A 21,930-nucleotide genomic window follows, 5' to 3' on the forward strand; every position below is an offset into this window, starting at 1 on the left:
AGCCTATGCAATGGTGGGCTGTGTCACAACCCATGAACGGTGAATTGGCAGTAAATGCAGGACGGTCTGTCACGTTTGTGCTCAATAGTCCTTAATCCCTAGTTAATTTACTGTTCATAGGCTCAACATCGGATAAATCGATATTTCAAAGCGAAATTTTCGGCTTTATATCGATAGGTAACACGCTAGTCTTGGACACGGCTCTTACAGGATTTGGGGAATGCAACTACGAAACACATCGGCCCGCTACGGCTGGGTCAGCATTGTTATCCACTGGAGTGTGGCCCTGGTGGTGTTTGGCCTGTTCGCGCTGGGCCTGTGGATGGTCGGCCTCGACTACTACAGCCTATGGCGCAAAGATGCACCGGACTTGCACAAAAGCATTGGTATTACGTTGTTTGCGGTGATGTTGGTGCGCATTGTCTGGCGCCTGCTCAGCCCACCACCGCCGCCACTGGCCAGCTATAGCCGCATGACCCGGATCGGCGCGGCGTTTGGCCACGCGTTCCTGTATCTCGGGCTGTTTGCCGTGATGATTGCCGGCTACCTGATTTCCACCGCAGACGGTGTCGGGATCCCGGTGTTTGGCCTGTTTGAAATTCCTGCCGTGGTTTCCGGTCTACCGGACCAGGCAGACGTAGCTGGGCTGGTGCATTTGTACCTGGCCTGGGTACTGGTGGTGTTTGCCGGCCTGCATGGCGTGGCCGCGTTGAAGCACCACTTCATTGATCGTGACGCGACCCTGGTTCGTATGCTGGGGCGCAAAGCCTGATGTTCAACCTCGACTCACAAGGAATAGAAAGCATGTTGAAAAAGACTCTCGCCGCTCTGGCAATTGGTTCTGCTCTGCTGTCTGCTGGTCAGGTGATGGCTGCTGATTACAAGATCGACAAGGAAGGCCAGCATGCCTTCATCGATTGGAAAATCAGCCACCTGGGCTACAGCTACATCCACGGTACCTTCAAGGACTGGGATGGTACGTTCAGCTGGGATGCCGCCAAGCCTGAAGCGAGCAAAATCGCCGTCGACGTGAAAACCGCCAGCCTGTGGTCCAACCACGCTGAACGTGACAAGCACATCGCCAGCAAGGACTTCCTGGACGTTGGCAAGTTCGCCGATGCCAAGTTCGTTTCGACCGCAGTTAAACCAACCGGCGAAAAAACTGCTGACGTGACCGGCGACCTGACCTTCCACGGTGTGACCAAGCCTGTGACCTTCAAGGCCACGTTCAACGGTGAAGGCAAGGATCCGTGGGGCGGCGAACGTGCTGGCTTCAACGCCAAGACTACGCTGAACCTGAATGACTTCGGCATCAAAGGCCCAGGCCCGACTTCCCAGACCGTGGACCTGGACATCTCGCTGGAAGGTGTCAAAGCGAAGTAAATTCGCAGGCTGCATAAAAAACCGGATCGTGAGATCCGGTTTTTTTCAGCCTGGAATACGGTCAATGTAGGAGCTGGCTTGCCTGCGATAGCGGCAGGTCAGCCACCTGCGATGCAGGCTGAAATCCCGTCATCGCAGGCAAGCCAGCTCTCACAGTTGATCGATGTCGAGTCCAAAAAAATGCCCCGGATCTTTCGATTCGGGGCATTTTTATGGCGCTTTGAAAATCAGCGGTTGCGGGTCAGCAACGCTGGTTTTTCACCACGAGGGCGGCCTGGCAGTTGATCCAACTGCTCAGGTGTCGGGAAGCGATCGCTTTTCGACTCCTTGTGGATGATCTTCGGCGTGGTGCCGCTGCGCGGGTTCTGCACGGCAGGTTCCGAGGCGCGTGGCTGCTCATCACGCGCAGGGCGGCGGTTGCGCGACTCTTCGCGACGGGCCTGGCCGTCACGCGGAGCGCCGTTGCGCGGGCCATTGCGCTTGGCAGGCGGGGTGCCAGTGGTGGCGCCGTTGCTGCTGCGTGGACCGTTCTGGCGACCCTGCGGCTGGCCGCCGGTGCGCGGAGCACCTGCACCAGCGCCCGGTGCCGGGGCACCTGGGCGGCGACCACGGCCTTGGGCCGGCTTGGCCTGGGGCACGTAGTCGACGCGGTTGCCGAAGTTATCCACGTCGTCGTCGAGGAACTCGTCCGGTGCGCGGTCGGCTGCGGCGCGTGGCGGCTGGCTCGGCTGGCGCTGTTCGCGGGCCGGGGTGCCTTCACGGGGCTTTTGCTCACGGGCTGGGCGTTCGCCACGGCCGTTGGTAGGCGCCTTGTCCTTGCCGCCCTTGTCCTTGCCTTTGTCGCGACGACCACCGCCACCACCGCCGCCGTTCGGGCCATCGCCCTTGGGACCACGTGGGTTGCGTGGGTTACGCACATCCGGCCGCTCGCGCACTTCCGGTTTTTCGGCTTCTACGGTGCTGGCATCGAAGCCCATCAGGTCGCCGTCGGCGATTTTCTGCTTGGTCATGCGCTCGATGCTTTTCAGCAGTTTCTCTTCATCCGGGGCGACCAGGGAAATGGCCTCGCCCGAACGACCGGCACGGCCAGTACGGCCGATACGGTGCACGTAGTCTTCATCGACGTTTGGCAGCTCGAAGTTGACCACGTGCGGCAGTTGGTCGATATCCAGGCCGCGGGCGGCGATATCGGTGGCCACCAGGATCCGTACGGAGCCGGCCTTGAAGTCGGCCAGGGCCTTGGTCCGCGCGTTCTGGCTCTTGTTGCCGTGGATGGCGACGGCGGTGAGGCCGTGCTTGTCCAGGTACTCGGCCAGGCGGTTGGCGCCGTGCTTGGTGCGGGTGAACACCAGCACCTGTTCCCAGGCGCCAGCGGTGATCAGGTGGGCCAGCAGCGAGCGCTTGTGGCTGGCCGGCAAGCGGAATACCCGTTGCTCGATACGCTCGACCGTGGTGTTGGGCGGCGTGACCTCGATGCGCTCGGGGTTGTGCAGCAGCTTGCCGGCGAGGGCGGTGATGTCGTTGGAGAACGTTGCCGAGAACAGCAGGTTCTGACGCTTGGCCGGCAGGCGCGCGAGGACTTTCTTCACGTCATGGACAAAGCCCATGTCGAGCATACGGTCGGCTTCGTCCAGCACGAGGATTTCCACGTGGGACAGATCGACGCTGCCTTGGCCGCACAGGTCGAGCAAACGACCAGGGCAGGCGACCAGCACGTCAACCCCGCGGGACATGGCCTGAACCTGTGGGTTCATGCCGACGCCGCCGAAGATGCAGGCGCTGACGAACTTCAGGTCGCGAGCGTACAGCTTGAAGCTGTCATGCACTTGTGCGGCGAGTTCGCGGGTAGGGGTCAGGACCAGTACGCGGGGTTGGCGCGGGCCGTGACGCTGGGATTTGTCCGGGTGACCGTTGGGGAACAACCGCTCCAGAATCGGGAGGGCGAAGCCGCCGGTTTTACCAGTACCTGTCTGAGCCGCGACCATCAGGTCGCGACCTTGCAACACGGCGGGAATAGCCCGCTGTTGCACCGGAGTAGGCTCGGTATAGCCCGCTGCCTCGATGGCGCGGACTAAAGCCTCGGAGAGACCGAGGGAAGCAAAGGACATGAGTAATCCTGTTTGTAGTTAGGGCTTGGCCCAAAGGGATAATCTTGCCGGGCGCGAATGGCGTTTAGAGGAACGCAACCCCGTCCGGTCCTGCTGGGGCTGGCAGGCACTCCAATGGCTCGCGCGGGCTGCAAAGCTGCGCAGTAGCGGGGTTGGATGCCTGTGATACGACCACAGCGGCCGGGCGTAAGCCTGGCGGAAAGGCCGGAGTATAACAGAGCATTCACTGCGCGCTGCTTTCCTGCTGCTCAACGGTGTCGTCCAGCAGCGGCGACGGGGCTATCTGGGTCCCGGCGCCGGCATATTTGGCACTCAGGGCCGCGTAAGCGGGCTCTTGCTTGAAACGTTTGAGCTCGGCGCCAAAACGCTGGACCAGCAGGTCCATGCCCGCGCCACGGCGTACGGCGAGGAATTGTTTCTGGCTGCTGATCACCGGCGGCGCCTGGGTGACCTGGTGCTCCAGGCCCAATTCCTTGAGCACATGCTGGCCGACCCGGCGGTCGGTGATCACCAGATCGATCCGGCCACGGGCCAATTTGCCGAAGTTAGCCTCATGGCTGGGGGCCGGTTCGCGGGTAAACAGCGTGGATTCGCTGAACCCGGCGCTATACAGGTAACCGGGGGAGGTGCCGATGGTCAGCCCTTTGAGGTCATCCAGGGTCTGGAACGGATGCGGGCGCTGGTTGGCGTAGAACATCACAAACTCAACCTGGGACAACGGTTCGCTGGGGTAAAGCAGCGCGGCGTCGCGTTCGTGGCTGTGGAAAATATCCAGTGCGCCGTCCGCCAGGCCTTGGTCGAGCATGGCCAGGCAGCGTTTCCAGGGCAGGAACTGCCACTGCACCTCGATCCCCAGGCGCTGGAACACGATGACGGTAGTCTCGTAGTCGAGCCCGCGCATCTGGCCGTTTTCTTCGTAGACGTAAGGTGCCCAGGGCTCGGTGACAATGCGCAGTTTCTCGCCGTGGGCGGTCAGGCTCAGGCAAGTGAAAAGAACAGCGCTCAACAGCTGGAGAATGACGGGCATACCCTGAGGTTACGACTGTCTCAGGTTAAAGAGAAGCTCTGGATCGGGGATCTTCAGGCGGCAAACCTGAACTTTTATTGCGCCGCCGAGCCGGGAAGGAATCCTGGCCGGCGGTACAAAGGGGGCAGCCTCAGCGTGGCAGCTTGAGGTTGTTCCAGATCGCCAGGCTCGGGTCAGCCTGGTTCAGGGTGTAGAAGTGCAGCCCCGGTGCGCCACCTTGCAGCAAGGTTTCGCACATTTCACTGATGACCTGCTCGCCGAAGGCCTGGATGCTCTTGACGTCATCGCCGTAGGCTTCCAGCTGCTTGCGTACCCAGCGTGGGATTTCTGCACCGCAGGCGTCAGAGAAGCGCGCCAGCTTGCTGTAGTTGGTGATCGGCATGATGCCCGGCACGATCGGGATGTTCACGCCCAGGGCCTGCACGCGCTCGACGAAGTAGAAGTAGCTGTCGGCGTTGAAGAAGTACTGGGTGATCGCACTGTTGGCGCCGGCATTGGCCTTGCGCACGAAGTTGTTGAGATCGTCTTCGAAGTTGCGCGCTTGCGGGTGCATTTCCGGATAAGCAGCCACTTCGATATGGAAGTGATCGCCGGTTTCTTCACGGATGAAGCTCACCAGGTCATTGGCGTAGCGCAGCTCGCCGCTGGCCATGCCCATGCCGGACGGCAGGTCACCGCGCAAGGCGACGATACGCTTGATGCCGGCGGCCTTGTATTGGGTCAGCAGGCCGCGCAGGTCGTCCTTGCTGTCGCCCACGCACGACAGGTGCGGCGCGGCAGGCACCTTGGCCTCGCTTTCCAGCTGCAGCACGGTGTTGATCGTACGATCACGGGTCGAGCCGCCTGCGCCGTAGGTGCAGGAGAAGAAATCGGGGTTGTAGCTGGCCAACTGCTTGGCAGTCGCCATCAACTTTTCATGCCCAGCATCGGTCTTGGTCGGGAAGAACTCGAAGCTGTAGCGACGGTCTTGGGACATGGTAATACCCTTGAAAACTCATAAAACCGGAAGACATACACCGTCAATGTGGGAGCGGGCTTGCTCGCGAAAGCGGTGTGCCAGTCGTTACTGCTTCGACTGACACTGCGCATTCGCGAGCAAGCCCGCTCCCACACAAGCCCGCCCCAGCAGGGAGAGAGCCGGTTACTTAGTAGCGGTAGGCGTGCGGCTTGAACGGGCCTTCGACGGTCACGCCGATATAGTCGGCCTGGGTCTTGGTCAGTTGCGTCACGACGCCGCCGAAGCCGCGGACCATTTCCAGGGCCACTTCTTCGTCGAGTTTCTTCGGCAGTACTTCCACGGTCAGGCGCTCGGCTTTCTGGGCTGGCGACAGGTCGGCGTACTTCTGGCCGAACAGGAAGATCTGCGCCAGTACCTGGTTGGCGAACGAGCCATCCATGATGCGGCTTGGGTGGCCAGTGGCGTTGCCCAGGTTAACCAGGCGGCCTTCGGCCAGCAGGATCAGGTAGTCGTCGTTCTGTGGGTCGAAATCACCACTGCCCGTACGGTGAACCTTGTGTACCTGAGGCTTGACCTCTTCCCATGCCCAGTTCTTGCGCATGAAAGCGGTGTCGATTTCGTTGTCGAAGTGCCCGATGTTGCACACCACGGCGCGCTTTTTCAGGGCCTTGAGCATGTTCGCATCGCAGACGTTGACGTTACCGGTGGTGGTCACGATCAGGTCGATCTTGCCCAGCAGGGCCTTGTCGATGCTGGCTTCGGTGCCGTCGTTCTGGCCGTCGATGAACGGCGAGACCACTTCGAAACCGTCCATGCAGGCTTGCATGGCGCAGATCGGGTCGACTTCGGAGACCTTGACGATCATGCCTTCCTGGCGCAGGGACTGGGACGAACCCTTGCCCACGTCACCGTAGCCGATCACCAGGGCTTGCTTGCCCGACAGCAGGTGGTCGGTGCCGCGCTTGATCGCATCGTTGAGGCTGTGACGGCAGCCGTACTTGTTGTCGTTCTTGCTCTTGGTCACCGAGTCGTTGACGTTGATGGCCGGGATTTTCAGCTCGCCCTTGGCCAGCATGTCCAGCAGGCGGTGTACGCCGGTGGTGGTCTCTTCGGTCACACCGTGGACGCGGTCGAGAATCTGCGGGTACTTCTTGTGCAGCAGCTCGGTCAGGTCGCCGCCGTCGTCGAGGATCATGTTGGCATCCCAAGGCGCGCCATCTTTCAGGATGGTTTGCTCCAGGCACCACTCGTACTCTTCTTCGGTCTCGCCTTTCCAGGCGAAGACAGGGATGCCGGCAGCGGCGATGGCAGCAGCGGCCTGGTCCTGGGTCGAGAAGATGTTGCAGGACGACCAGCGCACTTCGGCACCCAGGGCAACCAGGGTTTCGATCAGCACGGCAGTCTGGATGGTCATGTGGATGCAGCCGAGAATCTTCGCGCCCTTGAGCGGCTGCTCAGCGGCGTACTTGCGGCGCAGGCCCATCAGGGCAGGCATTTCGGATTCGGCGATAAAGGTTTCGCGACGGCCCCAGGCAGCGAGGGACATATCGGCGACTTTGTAGTCGGTAAAACCTGCAGGCGTGATTACAGCGCTCATGAAGAGCCTCCATTCGTAGTGTGCGAATGGGCGCCGTTGTGCGTTTAGTATCCAACCAGGACAACCCGGCTGGGCAACGCCCCATCCGAGCCTGACAGGCCAGGGCCTGCTGCAGCGCCCCTCGGACAGGTGGCGGGAGAACGGTATCAATCACAGATGACCGTTTTGAAACGGTGGCGATTATAGCCGCCTGCGCCTGACTTCCCAAGCCTTTCTGTCGGGGTCATGAAGATCGCTCATGACACTGATAGGCAATGGCTCATAGAGCTTGGGCCGGCGCTCTGCCATGATGTTGGCCATCATTTCGCAAGACGCTTTGGAGTGAACATGAACTTCCACACCCGCAAATGGGTAAAACCCGAAGACCTCAACCCCAACGGCACCCTGTTCGGTGGCAGCCTGCTGCGCTGGATCGACGAAGAAGCGGCGATCTACGCCATCGTTCAACTGGGCAACCAGCGCGTGGTGACCAAGTACATTTCCGAGATCAATTTTGTCAGCGCCTCGCGCCAGGGCGACATCATCGAGCTGGGCATCACCGCCACCGAGTTTGGCCGCACCTCCATCACCCTGACCTGTGAAGTGCGCAACAAAATCACGCGCAAGAGCATCCTCACCGTAGAAAAAATGGTCTTCGTCAACCTCGGCGAAGACGGCCTGCCGGCACCTCATGGTCGTACCGAGATCAAGTACGTCAAAGACCAGTTCCAGGACGACAGCGAGTAACCCTCCGTATAAGCAAGTGGCCATTGAACGCTGGTGATGACTGGCAGGTCGTACCTGAACATCGTCACCCAACGTTCAGGTACGCCCATGGCCACGCAAAAAGACGGCAAGACTCCCAACCTGTCGCAGGAAGAACAGCAGGATGTGGACAAGAACCAGCCACCCCGGGCGGCGGTGCTGCATGAAATCATCCGCACCCAGGGCGACCAGGAGCTGGAGCGCAGCGTAGCGGCGCTGTGGTGGTCGGCACTGGCCGCCGGCCTGACCATGGGCCTGTCATTGATGGCCATGGGGCTGCTCAACTCACGCCTGCCCGACGGCGAAGGCTTCAAGGTGATTGCCAGCTTTGGCTACTGCGCAGGCTTTCTCGCAGTGATCCTCGCGCGCCAGCAACTGTTCACCGAAAACACCCTGACCGCCGTGCTGCCGGTGATGAGCAAGCCGACCCTGGGCAATGCCGGGCGCCTGTTGCGGCTGTGGACGGTGGTGCTGGTGGGCAACCTCTGCGGCACCTTGCTGGTGGCTTATGTGATGCTGCACCTGCCGATCTTCGACACCAAGACCGACCAGGCCTTCCTCGAAATCGGGCGCAAGATCATGGAAAACGATACGGGCCAGATGTTCGCCAAGGGCATCGTCTCCGGCTGGATGATCGCCACCATGGTGTGGATGATCCCGTCCATGGAAAGCGCCAAGATGTGGATCATTATCCTGATCACCTACCTGATGGCCTTGGGCGACTTCACCCACATCGTCGTCGGTTCGGCGGAAGTGTCCTACCTGGTATTTGCCGGCGAGCTACCGTGGAAGGACTTCTGGCTGGTATTTGCCGGGCCGACCCTGGCGGGCAATATCATCGGCGGCAGCTTTATCTTTGCGTTGATCAGCCATGCGCAGATTCGCAGCGAAGGCAGCCTGCCGGGCAAAAAGGCGGCGGACCCGAGGCATCCGCAGCGGATCGACAAGGATCAGTGAGGCCAGTGTGTGCCAGCGCGGTATTTGGTATATGTATGTGCTGACACATCACGAATCACTTACAGGAGGTTCCATTGCTTGCGACAGTCTTGGTACTGATAGCGGCACTGTTGCATGCGACGTGGAACACCTTGATCAAATTCAGCGGCGAACGCCTGTTGGTGATCGCCTGCATGGACAGCGTTGCGCTGCTGTTTGTGCTACTGGCGGTAGGATTTGTGTCGCTGCCGCCCTTGGAAATCTGGCCGTGGATCATCGCCTCGGCGCTGTTCGAGTTGCTCTACCGCTACCTGCTGATCCAGGCCTACCGCGTCGGTGACCTGGGGTTGGTGTATCCGCTGATGCGCGGCTTATCGCCGCTGGTGGTGCTGGCGTTGACCCTGGTGTTTGCCGGGGAGGTACTCAGTACCCAGCAGATTGTCGGCATCCTGCTGATCCCGCTCGGCATGTTGTGCCTGTTGTGGCATGGCGGTGGTGGGGATCGGTTGCCATGGTCGATGTTGCCGGTGGTGGCGCTGATCGGCCTGTGCATTGGCTGCTACACCTTCCTCGATGGTCAGGCGTTGCGGCGCTGGTCGCACCCATTGGACTACCTGGTCTGGGTGACCCTGCTCAGCGCCTGGCCGTTTCCATTGTTGGCCATGGTGCGCAAGCGTGCGGCGTTCAGCCTGTTCTGGCGCACACAATGGCGGTTGGGGTTGAGCGTGGGTTTGTGCGTGTTGTTGAGCTACGCTCTGGTGCTTTGGGCCATGCAGTTGGGCTCGATTGCCGAGGCCGCCGCGCTGCGGGAAGTCAGCGTGATCCTGGTGGTGTTGTTCGGCATGCGTTACCTGAAAGAACCTTTCGGCCGCTCCCGGCTCTTAGCCTGTGGGTTGGTACTGATCGGCATGCTCGTGATGAAACTCTAACCAGCGGATAAAACTAAAAAAGGAATGAGTGATGACTGTCGCTTTCTGGTGTGTGTTGATCGCAATTTTTCTGCCTTACCTGTGTACCGGCGTGGCCAAGTTCAGTGGTGGCAAGTTCGGCCCCCGGCAGAACCATGACCCCCGGGCCTTCCTCGAAACCCTCGAAGGCTTCGCCAAGCGCGCCCATAGTGCACAGCTCAACAGCTTCGAAGTGACCCCGGCGTTTGCCGCTGCGGTGATCATTGCCCACCTGGCCGGCAACGCGGAACTGGTGACCATCAACGTACTGGCGGTGCTGTTTATCACCAGCCGCCTGCTGTACATCATCTGCTACCTGGCGGACTGGGCGATCTTGCGTTCGCTGGTGTGGTTCGTGGGCATGGCGTTGATTGCGAGTTTCTTCTTCGTCTCGATCTAAGGCACGCAGCCAGCCCTTGTGGGAGCTGGCTTGCCAGCGATGACGCCAGCACGTGCACCCGCGATGTCGGATTTCAAACCGCCATCGCCGGCCAGCCGGTTCCTACAAAGGCGCATCCGGCACTTGAGGCAGCGCCGTACCCTTGGGCCACAACATCCAGATCTGGCCCTGCTGCTTCATGTTCCCGGCCAACTCGCCCGCCGCATCACCGGTGCCCCAGAACAGGTCCGCACGTACCTCGCCGACAATCGCGCCGCCGGTATCCTGGGCCGCTACCGGCCGTACGACCGGCGCGCCATCGGGGCGGGTGGTCGACAGCCACAACAGGCTGCCCAGCGGGATGACCTTGCGGTCCACGGCCACGCTGTAGCCGGCGGTCAGCGGCACGTTCAGCGAGCCGCGCGGGCCTTCATTGCTGTCGGGGCGGGTGCTGAAGAAGACGTAGCTGGGGTTGCTCGCCAACAGTTCCGGGATCCGCTCAGGATGGGCCTTGGCCCAGGCACTGATCGCGCCCATGCTCACTTCGTCTTTCTTCAACTCGCCTTGCTCCACCAGCCAGCGGCCGATAGGGCGATACGGGAAGCCGTTCTGGTCGGCATAGCCCACGCGCAGTTGACGACCGTCAGCCAGCTGGATGCGGCCAGAGCCCTGGATTTGCAGAAATTGCAGGTCCATCGGGTGGGTCAGCCAGGCAATTGGCTTGGCACTGGAGCCTTGCTGGTTGATGGTACCGGCATCGTCATAGGGCTTGAGTACCCGGCCTTCCAGGCGCCCGCGCAGGCGTTTGCCCTTGAGTTCGGGGTAGATGCTTTCCAGGTTGACGATGATCAGGTCGTCCGGCACCCCAAACACCGGCACGTGGGCGGTCTTGGTTTCGGTGAGGCTGCCCGGGTAGACCGGTTCGTAATAGCCTGTGATTAGGCCATTGGGCGTGTTGTCCGCCGAGCGCAAGCCATAGACGTCCAACTGCTGCTTGAGGAAACCACGGATATCCCCGGCATTGCCGGGCACATTGACCGCTGCAGCGCAGGTGGCGCTCCACACCGGGTCGTTCTTCAAGCGTTGGCAGGCGCTGCGCCAGGATTCGAAGCCAGCTTGCAGGTCGCTGTCCGAAACCACCGGCAGGTCTTCCCAAGTGGCACTGGCGTAGGTCGCCACGGCATGGGGTTTTTCTGGCTCAGGTTTGGGTGCCGGAGCGTTGCCGCCGTCGCATCCGGCGAGTAGTGCGATCATCGGCAGAGCCCATGCCAGCCGGCGGCTCCAGGGGTTAAACAGGTTATTCATGCAAGTAATTCCCAAGGCGATTGCCTGCGCAGGGTGCGGCGCAAGCATCCATATTATTAATAGGGCTATTGGTCTTTGCGGGCGGGGCGAGGATACTGGCCGCCGTTTCCCGTGACCCTGAGCCATCATGACTTTTAAAAAACTGACTGTTGTATTGCTGGCCTGCCTGACGCTGACCGCTTGCGGTGGCGTTGACCCGAACTCGCCATTGGGCCAGCGCAAGGCCATCTTCAAGCAGATGCTCAAGACGGGCGAAGACCTGGGCGGCATGCTGCGTGGCCGCATCCCGTTCGACGGGGCCAAATTTGCCGAAGGTGCGGTCAAGCTTGACGCTTTGTCCCATGAGCCGTGGAAGCACTTTCCAACGGTGCGCGAAGAAGATCACACCAGCGCCAAGGACGACGTATGGCAAAAACAGGCCCAGTTCCAGGAACTGGCGCGCAACCTTGAGGCGGCCACCGGTGAATTGGTGATCGCCAGCCAGGTGCAGCCTTACAAAGCCAGTGACCTGAAGCCTGCGGTGCAGAAAGTCGAAGATGCCTGCAGCGCCTGTCATAAGCAGTTTCGCGACCATTGAGGCTCGATTGGCTGCGCCTTACTTGTCCAGGTCGTCGAGAGCTTGCTGCAACTCTTTGCGCGATTCGGCGAGCTTGTCCTTACGCTTGTTGATCTTCTCGGAGTCGCCCTTTTTCATGGCCTTGTCGAGGTCGGCCTGACGGCGGCTGACTTCGTGCTTGGCGTCCAGCACCTTGTTCTCGCGTTCCTTTTTCAGGGAGGCATCGGTGCAGTGGGCGGTGACTTCGCTCAAGGCTTTTTCCAGGCCGGCTTGTTGCTCACTGTTGCCGTGGGCCTTGGCTTGTTCGATCTGCAGGCTGATGGCCTGGCGCTTGGCGGCGCAACCGGTCAGTTGCGGGGCTGTCTCGGCAGCCAGCAATGGCGTGGCGAGGAAGCTGGTAACGGTCAACAGGGCAAGCGGTGCAAGAAATTTCATGGAAACTCCAAAGTAAACAGATCGTTGTAAGGTGGGCAGGATGATTTCTGCTGGCACCGATTAAATTGGCGGGTCGAGACTAAAAGCCATCTATCCCGGCAGCCCGCAGTGTTTCACTCATAGCCACCACCTGGGGGTCGCGAAAAAAGGCGCTCAATTGCGCCGCGCGCCCCGGGCCGATTCCTGCTTCGGCCTGCCAGGCTTGAGTGTCTCGCGCAGCCAGGGCATGCCAGCCGCCCGCCAGGTTATTGCGGGCGGTAGGTGGAACCCCAAGCGCCATCAGCCATTGCGCGAACGGTCGCTGGCGCGCCACTTGCAGGCTCGCAAGCAGGCGCGCACTGCTGCGGTCGCCGAATCCGTCAATGGTAGCAAGCTCTGTCTCATCAAGGTTCAACCAATCCACCAAACCACTGATTTGCCCGGCCTGGATCAAGCTATTCCAGGTCTCGCGGCCAATGTGTGGCAGGTCCAGCCCTTGCTTACCGCTGAGCCAGGTCAGCCGGGCCAGCAGTTGCTCCTCGCAGGCCGGGGCCAATTGCCAGCAGCTCAGGTGATGGAAATTGCTGGCTACCGGCACCGCGACATCGACCCGTGGATAGCTGCGCAGGATGACCTGGTCGAGCCTTGGGATCACCTGGCCGGCGAGGCTGATGGACACCTGGTCGCCTGGGCGGATATCCAATTCCTGCCAGCGCTTCAAGGAGCCGATGCTGACGCGTTTGATCTGACGGTCGTCGAGCAGCACCGGGTCCAGTTCCAGGATCGGAGTGATACGGCCGGTGCGGCCGATTTTGAACTGCACATGGCGAACATGGGCCAGGGCTTTGATGACCGGGTATTTCCAGGCAACAGCCCAATACGGCGTACTGGCCTGCCAGCGTTCGGCCGGGGCGCGCTGGCTGTGGTGCAGCACCACGCCATCAGTGGCGAAGGGCAATGGATGTTCATGCCAGAAAGTTCGCCAGTGCCGTGCCTGTTCGAAGGTGTCGATGGGCTGGCTGTAACGCTGGCTATCGCCAAAACCCCAGCGTGCGAGGCTGTCCAACTGCTGCTTGAGGTCCGCCGGCCCATGGGGCCAGGCCCAGACAAACAGGCCGATACCTGCGGCGTCGGCGTCACTCAGGTGTTGGCGGTTCATCAGCCCGGAGACTTTACTGCGGGCATTCATGCCGCCCGTCTCCCCTTGTATGTGGGCGCCCAGGCGCCAATACAGCTCGCCCTGCAAGAGCAGGTCGATGGCCTCGGGCAGCTGTTGCACGATGCCTGGAATGTTGCGGGCCGAGGCGGTCCAGTCCTGGCCGAACAGGCCGTCGCCGCGGCTGATGACCTGGGCCAGGCGCCCTGCGCGATAGACCAGGGTCACCGCCACACCATCGACCTTGGGTTGTACCCACAGGTCGCGGCGTGTGCTGATCCAGTCTGCCACGGCGCGGTCGTTGACCAGCTTCTCAAGGCCTGTATGCGCGACTGGGTGGGCAACAGTGCCGCGCGCGCTGGACAGGGGGTTGTCGGCAGATGACGGTGCCTGTGCGAAGCAACCCCGCCATTGCTCCAGGCGTATGCGGGCCTGATCGTAGAGCTCGTCGCTGATCAGGGATTGGCCGAGCCGATGGTAACTGTCATCCCACAGGCCGATTTGCCGTTGCAGGGCGGTTATTTCGTCCTGGGCCTTGTTCACTGGCCAGTCCGGGCAGCCCTGCGCCCAGGCGATGAGAGGGAAGAGCATCAACAGCAGGTAGGTCAGCAGGCGTGGCGGCATCATGAGCATCCTTGCTCTGAAGGGGGGGCCAGCCTAAAGCAGGCAGACGCCCATAAAAAAGCCCCGCAGGTGCGAGGCTTTTTACCGGGTGTTTCTGCTTACTTGAACAGACCGCCCAGGGCTTTCACGGTGTCGTTGCTGTCTGCCTTGGCCTGCTGCTTTTGCGAGGCTTCGTCGAGCTTGCCCTGGGACTCGCCGACTTTTTTGCAACCTTTGTTTACCTGATCCAGTGCAGCCTGCATGGCCTTCACTTTCAGGTCTTCGCCATTGGCTTTGGCGGCATCGACCTTGGCTTGCAGCTCCTGGCTCTGTTTTTCGCAGTTGCCGGTTGCGCCGCCCAACTGGGAAGTCAGGGCGCCAGTCAGGCCGCTCAGGTCAGCGGCTTGCACTGGCAGGGCGAACAGGCTGAACAGGACGGCGGCAGGGGCGAACGTGGAAATACGCATGAAAAACCTCAATGTTCGATTGCCTGCGCACTTGGCTGTCCCGAGCGGGCGCAATGCAATATCCAATGTGGTTGAGCGCTCGGGAGGGCGCGGATTCTAGTGGGCCATCATTTTGCCTGCAAGGTTTGGATCCAATAAATGTGAACTATTTGCCAGGTTCGCCGTCGCGTGCTCATCGGCGCCTGTAAAAAAGCGCAACAAAAAGCCCCGCCGGGAATACCCGGCGGGGCCTTGGGTGCTACATGCTGCGATTACAGGCCGGCAGCGCTGCGCAGGTCGTCGGCGCGGTCGGTTTTTTCCCAGGTGAACGTGGTGAAGGTGTCGTCGCCGACGGTCTTCTGTTCAGGGGTACGGCCGAAGTGGCCGTAGGCCGCGGTTTCCTGGTACATCGGGTGCAGCAGGTCGAGCATGGTGGTGATTGCGTACGGACGCAGGTCGAAAATCTCACGCACCAGCTTGACGATCTTGTCGTCGCTGATCTTGCCGGTGCCGAAGGTGTTCAGCGAGATCGACGTAGGCTGGGCCACACCAATGGCGTAGGACACCTGAATCTCGCAGCGTTCGGCCAGGCCGGCGGCAACGATGTTCTTGGCCACATAACGACCGGCGTAGGCGGCCGAGCGGTCAACCTTGGATGGATCCTTGCCGGAGAACGCGCCACCGCCGTGACGGGCCATGCCGCCGTAGCTGTCGACGATGATCTTGCGACCTGTCAGGCCGCAGTCGCCTACCGGGCCACCAATGATGAACTGGCCGGTCGGGTTGATATGGAACTGGGTGTCCTTGGTCAGCAGCTCGGCAGGCAGCACGTGCTTGACGATCAGCTCCATCACGCCTTCGCGCAGGTCTTTGTAGGAGACTTCCGGGTTGTGCTGGGTCGACAGCACCACGGCGTCGATGCCCACCACTTTGCCGCCTTCGTAACGGCAGGTCACCTGGGACTTGGCGTCCGGGCGCAACCAAGGCAGCAGGCCGGATTTACGGGCTTCGGCCTGGCGCTTGACCAACTGGTGGGAGAAGGTGATCGGCGCAGGCATCAGTACGTCGGTTTCGTTGCTGGCGTAGCCGAACATCAGGCCCTGGTCGCCGGCGCCCTGGTCTTCTGGCTTGGCACGGTCCACACCCTGGTTGATGTCGGGCGACTGCTTGCCGATGATGTTCATCACGCCGCAGGTCGCGCCGTCGAAGCCGACGTCGGAGCTGGTGTAGCCGATGTCGGTGATCACGTCACGGACGATCTGCTCCAGGTCGACCCAGGCCGACGTGGTGACTTCACCGGCGATGATCGCCACGCCCGTTTTCACCAGCGTCTCGCACGCCACGCGGGCGAACTTGTCTTCAGCAATGATGGCGTCCAGCACCGCATCAGAAATCTGGTCGGCGATTTTGTCCGGATGCCCTTCAGACACGGACTCGGAGGTGAAAAGGGAATATTCGCTCATCTCGATGTTTTCCTGATATTTACCGATGGTGAGTGTCGCCAGTTGGCCGCTGAAAGTGGCGGACCTGAATCTGGAAACCATTACGTAAGCCTACATAGAGGCTTTCCCCGGGAACGAGTCCCGCAGCGGTGGCCCAACGGGCCAGATCGTCCTGTTCAAACCCCAACCATAGATCACCGCAGGCCTCCCTGGCCCAACTCTGGTTGTGGCTGCATAAATCGGTTACCAAAAGACTGCCGCCCGGTTGCAGCAAACCGGCCATTTGTTTGAGGGCATCGGCCGGGGCGGCGAAATGGTGCAAGACCATGTTCAGCACCACGCAATCGGCTTGCAGCCCTACATCATTCAAGGCATCGGCCAGCCGCAGGCTGACGTTGCCCAAGTGCTCGCGTTCGCACAGCTGGCGCGCCAGTTCCAGCATGGCCGGGCTGTTGTCCAGCGCCGTCACCTGGTGGAAGCGGCGTGCCAGGTCTGGCAGGAACCCGCCATCGCCCGGGCCGACTTCCAGCGCCGTGGCAGCCTGGCTGAAGCCCAGTTTGTCGAGCAGCGCCAACACGCTTTCGCGGTATTGAGGCAGCCCGGCAATCAGGTCCTGCTGGGCGCGAAACTTGTCCGCCACCCGTGAGAAAAAGTCCTGGCTGGCGGCGGCGCGTTGCCCGTGGACCTGTGCGATCCGCGATTGGACGTCAGCCGGCAGGGCCAGGTTGTCCACTTCGTCGAGCAATGCAGCGTGCAGCTTGCCACCCAGCAAGTCGGTGTGGGGCAGGGCGCGACGGTAAAAAATCGCGTTGCCTTCACGGCGGGTGGCCACCAGGTCAGCCTGGGCCAGCACTTTCAGGTGATGGCTCATGCCGGACTGGCCAATGGCAAAGATCCGTGCCAGTTCCAATACGCCAAACGAGTCGTTGGCCAGGGCGCGCAGTACATTCAGGCGCAGCGGATCGCCGCCGGCCTTGCACAGGGCCGCCAGCTCATCGCAGTCGTCGGGGCGAATGGAAGGCGCAGGTAAGTTCATAAGGCCAGCAGTCTAGTGATGAGGTCAAATCCTCGCAAGGCCAATATCAAAAAGTTTTGATATTGGTCGATAATCGGTGGTTATAAGCAGGCGCTATAACCTTTAGACGAACGGCGGGAAGTGTTCTTGCTGCCAATGCAGTCCAAACCACAGGAAAAACCTACATATGTCGGTATCTGTCATTGCCCCTAAGGCCTTGGCTGAGGGAAAATGCCGGTCCTTTTTTCCGTTTCTTTTATTCACTCTCGATTCAATATCCTCAGGAGATCAGCGATGCCCAGCCGTCGTGAGCGTGCCAACGCCATTCGTGCCCTCAGCATGGATGCCGTGCAAAAAGCCAACAGCGGCCATCCCGGTGCCCCGATGGGCATGGCGGATATCGCCGAGGTACTTTGGCGTGACTACCTGAAACACAACCCGAGCAACCCCTCGTTCGCCGACCGTGACCGCTTCGTGCTGTCCAACGGCCATGGCTCGATGTTGATCTATTCGTTGCTGCACCTGACCGGCTACGACCTGTCCATCGACGACCTCAAGCAGTTCCGCCAACTGCACAGCCGCACCCCGGGCCACCCGGAATTCGGCTACACCCCTGGCGTCGAGACCACCACCGGTCCCCTGGGCCAAGGCCTGGCCAACGCCGTGGGCTTCGCCCTGGCCGAAAAAGTCCTGGCGGCGCAGTTCAACCGTCCAGGCCATAACGTTGTCGACCACCACACCTATGTGTTCCTGGGTGATGGCTGCATGATGGAAGGCATTTCCCACGAAGTCAGTTCCCTGGCTGGCACCCTGGGCCTGGGCAAGCTGATTGCTTTCTACGATGACAACGGCATCTCCATCGATGGCGAAGTCGAAGGCTGGTTCACCGACGACACGCCAAAGCGTTTCGAAGCCTACAACTGGCAGGTCATCCGCAATGTTGACGGCCACGATCCGGAAGAGATCAAGACGGCCATCGAAACGGCGCGCAAAAGCGAGCAGCCGACGCTGATCTGCTGCAAGACCACCATTGGCTTCGGTTCGCCGAACAAGCAAGGCAAGGAAGACTGCCACGGCGCCCCACTGGGTGACGCGGAAATCGCCCTGACCCGCGAAGCGCTGAAGTGGAACTACGGCCCGTTCGAAATCCCGGCTGATATCTACGCCGAGTGGGACGCCAAGGAAGCCGGCCGCGCCGCTGAAGCCGAGTGGGACCAGCGTTTTGAAGCCTACGCCGCCCAATTCCCGGCATTGGCCAATGAGCTGATGAGCCGCCTCAATGGCGACCTGCCGCTGGACTTCTCGGCCAAGGCCGACGAGTACATCGCAGAAGTGGCTGCCAAAGGCGAAACCATCGCCAGCCGCAAAGCCAGCCAGAACGCGCTGAATGCCTATGGCCCACTGCTGCCTGAACTGCTTGGCGGTTCGGCTGACCTGGCCGGTTCCAACCTGACCCTGTGGAAAGGTTGCAAAGGTGTCTCGGCTGAAGACGCCAGCGGCAACTACATGTACTACGGCGTGCGCGAGTTCGGCATGAGCGCCATCATGAACGGCGTTGCCCTGCACGGCGGCCTGGTGCCTTACGGCGCGACCTTCCTGATGTTCATGGAATACGCACGCAATGCCGTACGCATGGCGGCGCTGATGAAGAAGCGCGTGATCCACGTGTACACCCACGACTCCATCGGCCTGGGCGAAGACGGCCCGACGCACCAGCCGGTCGAGCAACTGACCAGCCTGCGTACCACGCCGAACCTGGATTGCTGGCGCCCAGCCGACGCAGTGGAATCGGCCGTGGCCTGGAAGCACGCGATCGAGCGCAAGGACGGCCCTTCGGCGCTGATCTTCTCCCGCCAGAACCTGCAGCACCAGGCGCGTACCGACGCGCAGATCGCCGCTATCAGCCGTGGTGGCTACGTGCTCAAGGACTGCATCGGCGAGCCGGAGCTGATCCTGATCTCCACCGGTTCCGAAGTGGGCCTGACCGTTCAGGCCTACGACAAGCTGACTGCCCAAGGCCGTAACGTGCGCGTTGTGTCCATGCCGTGCACCAGCGTGTTCGAAGCCCAGGACGCGGACTACAAGCAATCGGTCCTGCCGTTGCAGGTCAGCGCGCGTATCGCCATTGAAGCGGCGCACGCCGACTACTGGTACAAGTACGTGGGCCTGGAAGGTCGCGTGATCGGCATGACTACCTATGGTGAGTCGGCGCCGGCGCCAGCGTTGTTCGAAGAGTTCGGTTTCACCCTGGAAAACATCCTGGGTCAGGCTGAAGAACTGCTGGAAGACTAAGTCAGTCTGCGTTGTCTGTACTGGCGCCATCGCGGGCAAGCCCGCTCCCACATTTGGATCGCGGTCTAATGTGGGAGCGGGCTTGCCCGCGATAGCGATGGAACATATTGATCGAGAACCCCATGCCTGAACCCCGTCCCTACAAAGTTGCACTCAACGGCTACGGCCGGATTGGTCGTTGCGTCTTGCGTGCGCTGTTCGAGCGAGGGGCGGCGGCCGGGTTTGAAATTGTCGCAATCAACGATCTGGCCGACATGGCCAGCATCGAATACCTGACACGCTTCGACTCCACCCACGGCCGGTTCCCCGGCGAAGTGCGGATCGACGGCGATTGTCTGCATATCAATGGCAACTGCGTGAAAGTTTTGCGCAGTGCCACGCCCGAGGGCATCGACTGGGCGGCGCTGGGCGTCGACCTGGTGCTGGAATGCTCCGGTGCCTACCACACCCGTGCCGATGGCCAGCGATTCCTCGACGCCGGTGCGCCGCGCGTGCTGTTTTCCCAGCCGATGGCCAGCGAGGCGGATGTCGACGCCACCATCGTCTACGGCGTCAACCAGGACTGCCTGACCGGTGACGAGTTGCTGGTGTCCAACGCCTCCTGCACCACCAACTGCGGCGTGCCGCTGTTGCGTCTGCTGGACCAGGCGATTGGCCTGGAATATGTGTCGATCACCACCATTCACTCGGCGATGAACGACCAGCCGGTGATCGACGCCTACCACCATGAAGACCTGCGCCGCACCCGTTCGGCGTTCCAGTCGGTGATTCCGGTGTCCACCGGCCTGGCCCGCGGTATCGAACGCCTGCTGCCGGAACTTGCCGGGCGAATCCAGGCCAAAGCAGTGCGCGTGCCGACGGTGAACGTGTCGTGCCTGGATATCACCATGCAAACCGTCAGCGACACCGACGCCGGCGAGGTCAACCGGATTTTGCGCGACGCCGCCACCAGCGGCCCGCTCAAAGGCCTGTTGGCCTACACCGAGTTGCCCCACGCCAGTTGTGATTTCAACCATGACCCGCATTCGGCCATTGTCGATGCCAGCCAGACCCGTGTTTCCGGCCCGAGGCTGGTGAACATCCTGGCCTGGTTCGATAACGAATGGGGCTTTGCCAACCGCATGCTGGATGTTGCGGAACATTATCTGCACATCGCTTCTGCAAAATCAGCCTTTCAAAATCAAGCAATTCAGGAACTGCGACCATGACCGTGTTGAAGATGACCGACCTCGATCTGCAAGGTAAGCGCGTACTGATCCGCGAAGACCTCAACGTCCCAGTCAAGGACGGTGTGGTCACCAGCGATGCGCGCATCCTTGCCTCGCTGCCGACCATCAAGCTGGCCCTGGAAAAAGGCGCGGCCGTAATGGTCTGCTCCCACTTGGGTCGTCCGACCGAAGGTGAGTTCTCCGCCGAAAATAGCCTCAAGCCTGTAGCCGATTACCTGAGCAAGGCCCTGGGCCGCGAAGTGCCGCTGGTGGCTGATTACCTGGGCGGCGTCGACGTCAAGGCCGGCGACATCGTGCTGTTCGAAAACGTGCGTTTCAACAAGGGCGAGAAAAAGAACAGCGACGAACTGGCCCAGCAATATGCTGCGCTGTGTGACGTGTTCGTGATGGATGCGTTCGGCACCGCGCACCGCGCGGAGGGTTCGACCCATGGCGTAGCCAAGTTCGCCAAGGTGGCCGCTGCTGGCCCGTTGCTGGCTGCCGAGCTGGACGCACTGGGCAAGGCCCTGGGCGCACCGGCCCAGCCAATGGCCGCCATCGTGGCGGGCTCCAAGGTGTCGACCAAGCTGGACGTGCTCAACAGCCTGAGCCAGATCTGTAACCAGTTGATCGTGGGCGGCGGCATTGCCAACACCTTCCTGGCGGCCGCTGGCCATCCGGTAGGCAAATCCCTGTACGAGCCGGACCTGCTGGACACTGCCCGCGCCATCGCGGCCAAGGTCAGCGTGCCACTGCCGGTGGACGTGGTAGTGGCCAAGGAATTCGCTGAAAGCGCCGAAGCGACCGTCAAGCTGATCGCCGACGTGGCGGCAGACGACATGATCCTGGACATCGGCCCACAAACTGCTGCGAACTTCGCTGAGCTGCTGAAAGCCTCCCGGACTATCCTGTGGAACGGCCCGGTGGGTGTGTTCGAGTTCGACCAGTTCGGCAACGGCACCAAAGTGCTGGCCAAGGCAATTGCCGAAAGTTCGGCATTCTCCATTGCCGGCGGTGGCGACACCCTGGCGGCCATCGATAAATATGGCGTTGCTGAGCAGATCTCCTACATTTCTACCGGTGGTGGCGCATTCCTTGAGTTTGTCGAAGGCAAGGTGCTGCCAGCCGTTGAAGTGCTGGAAAGTCGAGCCAAGGGCTGAGGCCTGCGGTCTGGAAAAGGAGCATTCCCATGATCAAGCCACTCGCGCTGGTGATTGCAGCAGGCCTGTTGGCCGGCTGCGGCAGCGCGCCCAAGGCGCCGCCAGAGGCACCGGGGGCTGCGCCGCACAAGGGCTGCTACCAGGCCGACTGGCAGGCTGAAACCATGCCGGTGATCAGCAAGCGCATAGGGCCCGACGGGCTGGAGAAATACGACTCCCCGCCCAAAGGTAAGGAACAGGGTTGCCCTTGATGG

21 protein-coding genes and 1 riboswitch are annotated in these 21,930 nt (G+C 61.2%); of the genes, 11 read left to right on the plus strand and 10 right to left on the minus strand.

Annotated features, from left to right (window positions below; translation table 11 throughout):
- Window positions 1–220: 220 nt before the first annotated feature.
- Window positions 221–772 carry a cytochrome b gene (locus tag HBO19_RS12625; RefSeq protein WP_169953598.1) on the plus strand — a complete coding sequence of 184 codons (552 nt, stop codon included), beginning with the start codon at window positions 221–223 and terminating at the stop codon, window positions 770–772.
- A gap of 32 nt (window positions 773–804) precedes the next feature.
- Window positions 805–1,383, plus strand: coding sequence for a YceI family protein (locus HBO19_RS12630; RefSeq protein ID WP_169953600.1), 579 nt, complete (start codon window positions 805–807; stop codon window positions 1,381–1,383).
- A gap of 227 nt (window positions 1,384–1,610) precedes the next feature.
- Here the strand turns inward: HBO19_RS12630 and HBO19_RS12635 are convergent, their stop codons facing one another.
- The 4 genes from HBO19_RS12635 to ahcY all read right to left on the minus strand — a co-directional run bounded on the left by HBO19_RS12635 (window position 1,611) and on the right by ahcY (window position 7,073).
- Window positions 1,611–3,491: a DEAD/DEAH box helicase gene (locus HBO19_RS12635; protein ID WP_057440348.1), complete on the minus strand. Its 1,881-nt coding sequence runs from the start codon at window positions 3,489–3,491 to the stop codon at window positions 1,611–1,613.
- A gap of 223 nt (window positions 3,492–3,714) precedes the next feature.
- A complete protein-coding gene (locus HBO19_RS12640) occupies window positions 3,715–4,518 on the minus strand; it encodes a transporter substrate-binding domain-containing protein (RefSeq protein ID WP_170057594.1) in 804 nt (267 codons plus the stop codon).
- Window positions 4,519–4,648: 130 nt separating this feature from the next.
- A complete protein-coding gene (gene metF / locus HBO19_RS12645) occupies window positions 4,649–5,494 on the minus strand; it encodes a methylenetetrahydrofolate reductase [NAD(P)H] (RefSeq protein WP_029297387.1) in 846 nt (281 codons plus the stop codon).
- A gap of 169 nt (window positions 5,495–5,663) precedes the next feature.
- Complete coding sequence (ahcY, locus tag HBO19_RS12650; RefSeq protein ID WP_169953606.1) at window positions 5,664–7,073, minus strand: adenosylhomocysteinase; 1,410 nt, start codon at window positions 7,071–7,073, stop codon at window positions 5,664–5,666.
- Between the two features lie 21 nt (window positions 7,074–7,094).
- Window positions 7,095–7,202: riboswitch (S-adenosyl-L-homocysteine riboswitch) on the minus strand.
- Window positions 7,203–7,400: 198 nt separating this feature from the next.
- Between ahcY and HBO19_RS12655 the strand changes: the two genes are divergently transcribed.
- The 4 genes from HBO19_RS12655 (at window position 7,401) to HBO19_RS12670 (ending at window position 10,100) form a co-directional block, all read left to right on the plus strand.
- A complete protein-coding gene (locus HBO19_RS12655) occupies window positions 7,401–7,799 on the plus strand; it encodes a hotdog domain-containing protein (protein ID WP_029297383.1) in 399 nt (132 codons plus the stop codon).
- Window positions 7,800–7,886: 87 nt separating this feature from the next.
- The gene (locus HBO19_RS12660) at window positions 7,887–8,774 is read left to right on the plus strand and encodes a formate/nitrite transporter family protein (RefSeq protein WP_169953842.1); all 888 of its coding nucleotides are present in this window, start codon (window positions 7,887–7,889) and stop codon (window positions 8,772–8,774) included.
- A 74-nt stretch (window positions 8,775–8,848) separates the two neighbouring features.
- On the plus strand, window positions 8,849–9,682 hold the full coding sequence (locus tag HBO19_RS12665; RefSeq protein WP_169953608.1) for an EamA family transporter: 834 nt from the start codon (window positions 8,849–8,851) through the stop codon (window positions 9,680–9,682).
- Window positions 9,683–9,713: 31 nt separating this feature from the next.
- Window positions 9,714–10,100 carry an MAPEG family protein gene (locus HBO19_RS12670; protein ID WP_057960859.1) on the plus strand — a complete coding sequence of 129 codons (387 nt, stop codon included), beginning with the start codon at window positions 9,714–9,716 and terminating at the stop codon, window positions 10,098–10,100.
- Window positions 10,101–10,202: 102 nt separating this feature from the next.
- On the opposite strand, the gene HBO19_RS12675 is transcribed toward HBO19_RS12670, so the two are convergent.
- Entirely contained in the window at window positions 10,203–11,384 is a 1,182-nt protein-coding gene (locus HBO19_RS12675) for an MltA domain-containing protein (protein WP_170057595.1), read from the minus strand.
- Between the two features lie 127 nt (window positions 11,385–11,511).
- On the opposite strand from HBO19_RS12675, the gene HBO19_RS12680 reads away from it, so the two are divergent.
- Window positions 11,512–11,961, plus strand: a complete 450-nt coding sequence (locus HBO19_RS12680; RefSeq protein ID WP_169953612.1) for a cytochrome c — start codon at window positions 11,512–11,514, stop codon at window positions 11,959–11,961.
- 18 nt (window positions 11,962–11,979) lie between these two features.
- Here the strand turns inward: HBO19_RS12680 and HBO19_RS12685 are convergent, their stop codons facing one another.
- The 5 genes from HBO19_RS12685 to HBO19_RS12705 form a co-directional block, all read right to left on the minus strand.
- On the minus strand, window positions 11,980–12,375 hold the full coding sequence (locus HBO19_RS12685) for a DUF1090 domain-containing protein (RefSeq protein WP_170042168.1): 396 nt from the start codon (window positions 12,373–12,375) through the stop codon (window positions 11,980–11,982).
- 79 nt (window positions 12,376–12,454) lie between these two features.
- Window positions 12,455–14,137: an NAD-dependent DNA ligase LigB gene (gene ligB, locus HBO19_RS12690; protein WP_170057596.1), complete on the minus strand. Its 1,683-nt coding sequence runs from the start codon at window positions 14,135–14,137 to the stop codon at window positions 12,455–12,457.
- 95 nt (window positions 14,138–14,232) lie between these two features.
- Entirely contained in the window at window positions 14,233–14,580 is a 348-nt protein-coding gene (locus HBO19_RS12695; protein ID WP_070993955.1) for a DUF1090 family protein, read from the minus strand.
- 251 nt (window positions 14,581–14,831) lie between these two features.
- A complete protein-coding gene (gene metK / locus HBO19_RS12700) occupies window positions 14,832–16,022 on the minus strand; it encodes a methionine adenosyltransferase (RefSeq protein WP_169953618.1) in 1,191 nt (396 codons plus the stop codon).
- A gap of 19 nt (window positions 16,023–16,041) precedes the next feature.
- Window positions 16,042–17,037 (minus strand): metalloregulator ArsR/SmtB family transcription factor, encoded by a 996-nt coding sequence (locus tag HBO19_RS12705; RefSeq protein WP_170057597.1) that lies wholly within the window; start codon window positions 17,035–17,037, stop codon window positions 16,042–16,044.
- A 273-nt stretch (window positions 17,038–17,310) separates the two neighbouring features.
- Here HBO19_RS12705 and tkt point away from each other — a divergent pair, with 273 nt between their 5' ends.
- The 4 genes from tkt (at window position 17,311) to HBO19_RS12725 (ending at window position 21,927) form a co-directional block, all read left to right on the plus strand.
- Window positions 17,311–19,308: a transketolase gene (gene tkt / locus HBO19_RS12710; protein WP_169953622.1), complete on the plus strand. Its 1,998-nt coding sequence runs from the start codon at window positions 17,311–17,313 to the stop codon at window positions 19,306–19,308.
- Between the two features lie 122 nt (window positions 19,309–19,430).
- Entirely contained in the window at window positions 19,431–20,516 is a 1,086-nt protein-coding gene (gene epd, locus HBO19_RS12715) for an erythrose-4-phosphate dehydrogenase (RefSeq protein ID WP_169953624.1), read from the plus strand.
- The gene (locus HBO19_RS12720) at window positions 20,513–21,676 is read left to right on the plus strand and encodes a phosphoglycerate kinase (RefSeq protein WP_057440234.1); all 1,164 of its coding nucleotides are present in this window, start codon (window positions 20,513–20,515) and stop codon (window positions 21,674–21,676) included. The genes epd and HBO19_RS12720 overlap by 4 nt, the downstream gene beginning before the upstream one ends.
- 29 nt (window positions 21,677–21,705) lie before the next feature.
- Window positions 21,706–21,927, plus strand: coding sequence for a hypothetical protein (locus HBO19_RS12725; protein WP_170057598.1), 222 nt, complete (start codon window positions 21,706–21,708; stop codon window positions 21,925–21,927).
- The last annotated feature ends 3 nt before the right edge of the window (window positions 21,928–21,930 follow it).

It is taken from the genome of Pseudomonas sp. WS 5021, assembly GCF_012985535.1.
Lineage (GTDB): Bacteria > Pseudomonadota > Gammaproteobacteria > Pseudomonadales > Pseudomonadaceae > Aquipseudomonas.

Excerpts from the sequence above, each read along its gene's own strand:
- HBO19_RS12625 (WP_169953598.1), top strand. The coding sequence starts at position 221 with ATGCAACTACGAAACACATCGGCCCGCTACGGCTGGGTCAGCATTGTT.
- HBO19_RS12630 (WP_169953600.1), top strand. The coding sequence starts at position 805 with ATGTTGAAAAAGACTCTCGCCGCTCTGGCAATTGGTTCTGCTCTGCTG.
- HBO19_RS12635 (WP_057440348.1), bottom strand. The coding sequence starts at position 3,491 with ATGTCCTTTGCTTCCCTCGGTCTCTCCGAGGCTTTAGTCCGCGCCATC.
- HBO19_RS12640 (WP_170057594.1), bottom strand. The coding sequence starts at position 4,518 with ATGCCCGTCATTCTCCAGCTGTTGAGCGCTGTTCTTTTCACTTGCCTG.
- metF (WP_029297387.1), bottom strand. The coding sequence starts at position 5,494 with ATGTCCCAAGACCGTCGCTACAGCTTCGAGTTCTTCCCGACCAAGACC.
- ahcY (WP_169953606.1), bottom strand. The coding sequence starts at position 7,073 with ATGAGCGCTGTAATCACGCCTGCAGGTTTTACCGACTACAAAGTCGCC.
- HBO19_RS12655 (WP_029297383.1), top strand. The coding sequence starts at position 7,401 with ATGAACTTCCACACCCGCAAATGGGTAAAACCCGAAGACCTCAACCCC.
- HBO19_RS12660 (WP_169953842.1), top strand. The coding sequence starts at position 7,887 with ATGGCCACGCAAAAAGACGGCAAGACTCCCAACCTGTCGCAGGAAGAA.
- HBO19_RS12670 (WP_057960859.1), top strand. The coding sequence starts at position 9,714 with ATGACTGTCGCTTTCTGGTGTGTGTTGATCGCAATTTTTCTGCCTTAC.
- HBO19_RS12675 (WP_170057595.1), bottom strand. The coding sequence starts at position 11,384 with ATGAATAACCTGTTTAACCCCTGGAGCCGCCGGCTGGCATGGGCTCTG.
- HBO19_RS12680 (WP_169953612.1), top strand. The coding sequence starts at position 11,512 with ATGACTTTTAAAAAACTGACTGTTGTATTGCTGGCCTGCCTGACGCTG.
- HBO19_RS12685 (WP_170042168.1), bottom strand. The coding sequence starts at position 12,375 with ATGAAATTTCTTGCACCGCTTGCCCTGTTGACCGTTACCAGCTTCCTC.
- ligB (WP_170057596.1), bottom strand. The coding sequence starts at position 14,137 with ATGATGCCGCCACGCCTGCTGACCTACCTGCTGTTGATGCTCTTCCCT.
- HBO19_RS12695 (WP_070993955.1), bottom strand. The coding sequence starts at position 14,580 with ATGCGTATTTCCACGTTCGCCCCTGCCGCCGTCCTGTTCAGCCTGTTC.
- metK (WP_169953618.1), bottom strand. The coding sequence starts at position 16,022 with ATGAGCGAATATTCCCTTTTCACCTCCGAGTCCGTGTCTGAAGGGCAT.
- HBO19_RS12705 (WP_170057597.1), bottom strand. The coding sequence starts at position 17,037 with ATGAACTTACCTGCGCCTTCCATTCGCCCCGACGACTGCGATGAGCTG.
- tkt (WP_169953622.1), top strand. The coding sequence starts at position 17,311 with ATGCCCAGCCGTCGTGAGCGTGCCAACGCCATTCGTGCCCTCAGCATG.
- epd (WP_169953624.1), top strand. The coding sequence starts at position 19,431 with ATGCCTGAACCCCGTCCCTACAAAGTTGCACTCAACGGCTACGGCCGG.
- HBO19_RS12720 (WP_057440234.1), top strand. The coding sequence starts at position 20,513 with ATGACCGTGTTGAAGATGACCGACCTCGATCTGCAAGGTAAGCGCGTA.
- HBO19_RS12725 (WP_170057598.1), top strand. The coding sequence starts at position 21,706 with ATGATCAAGCCACTCGCGCTGGTGATTGCAGCAGGCCTGTTGGCCGGC.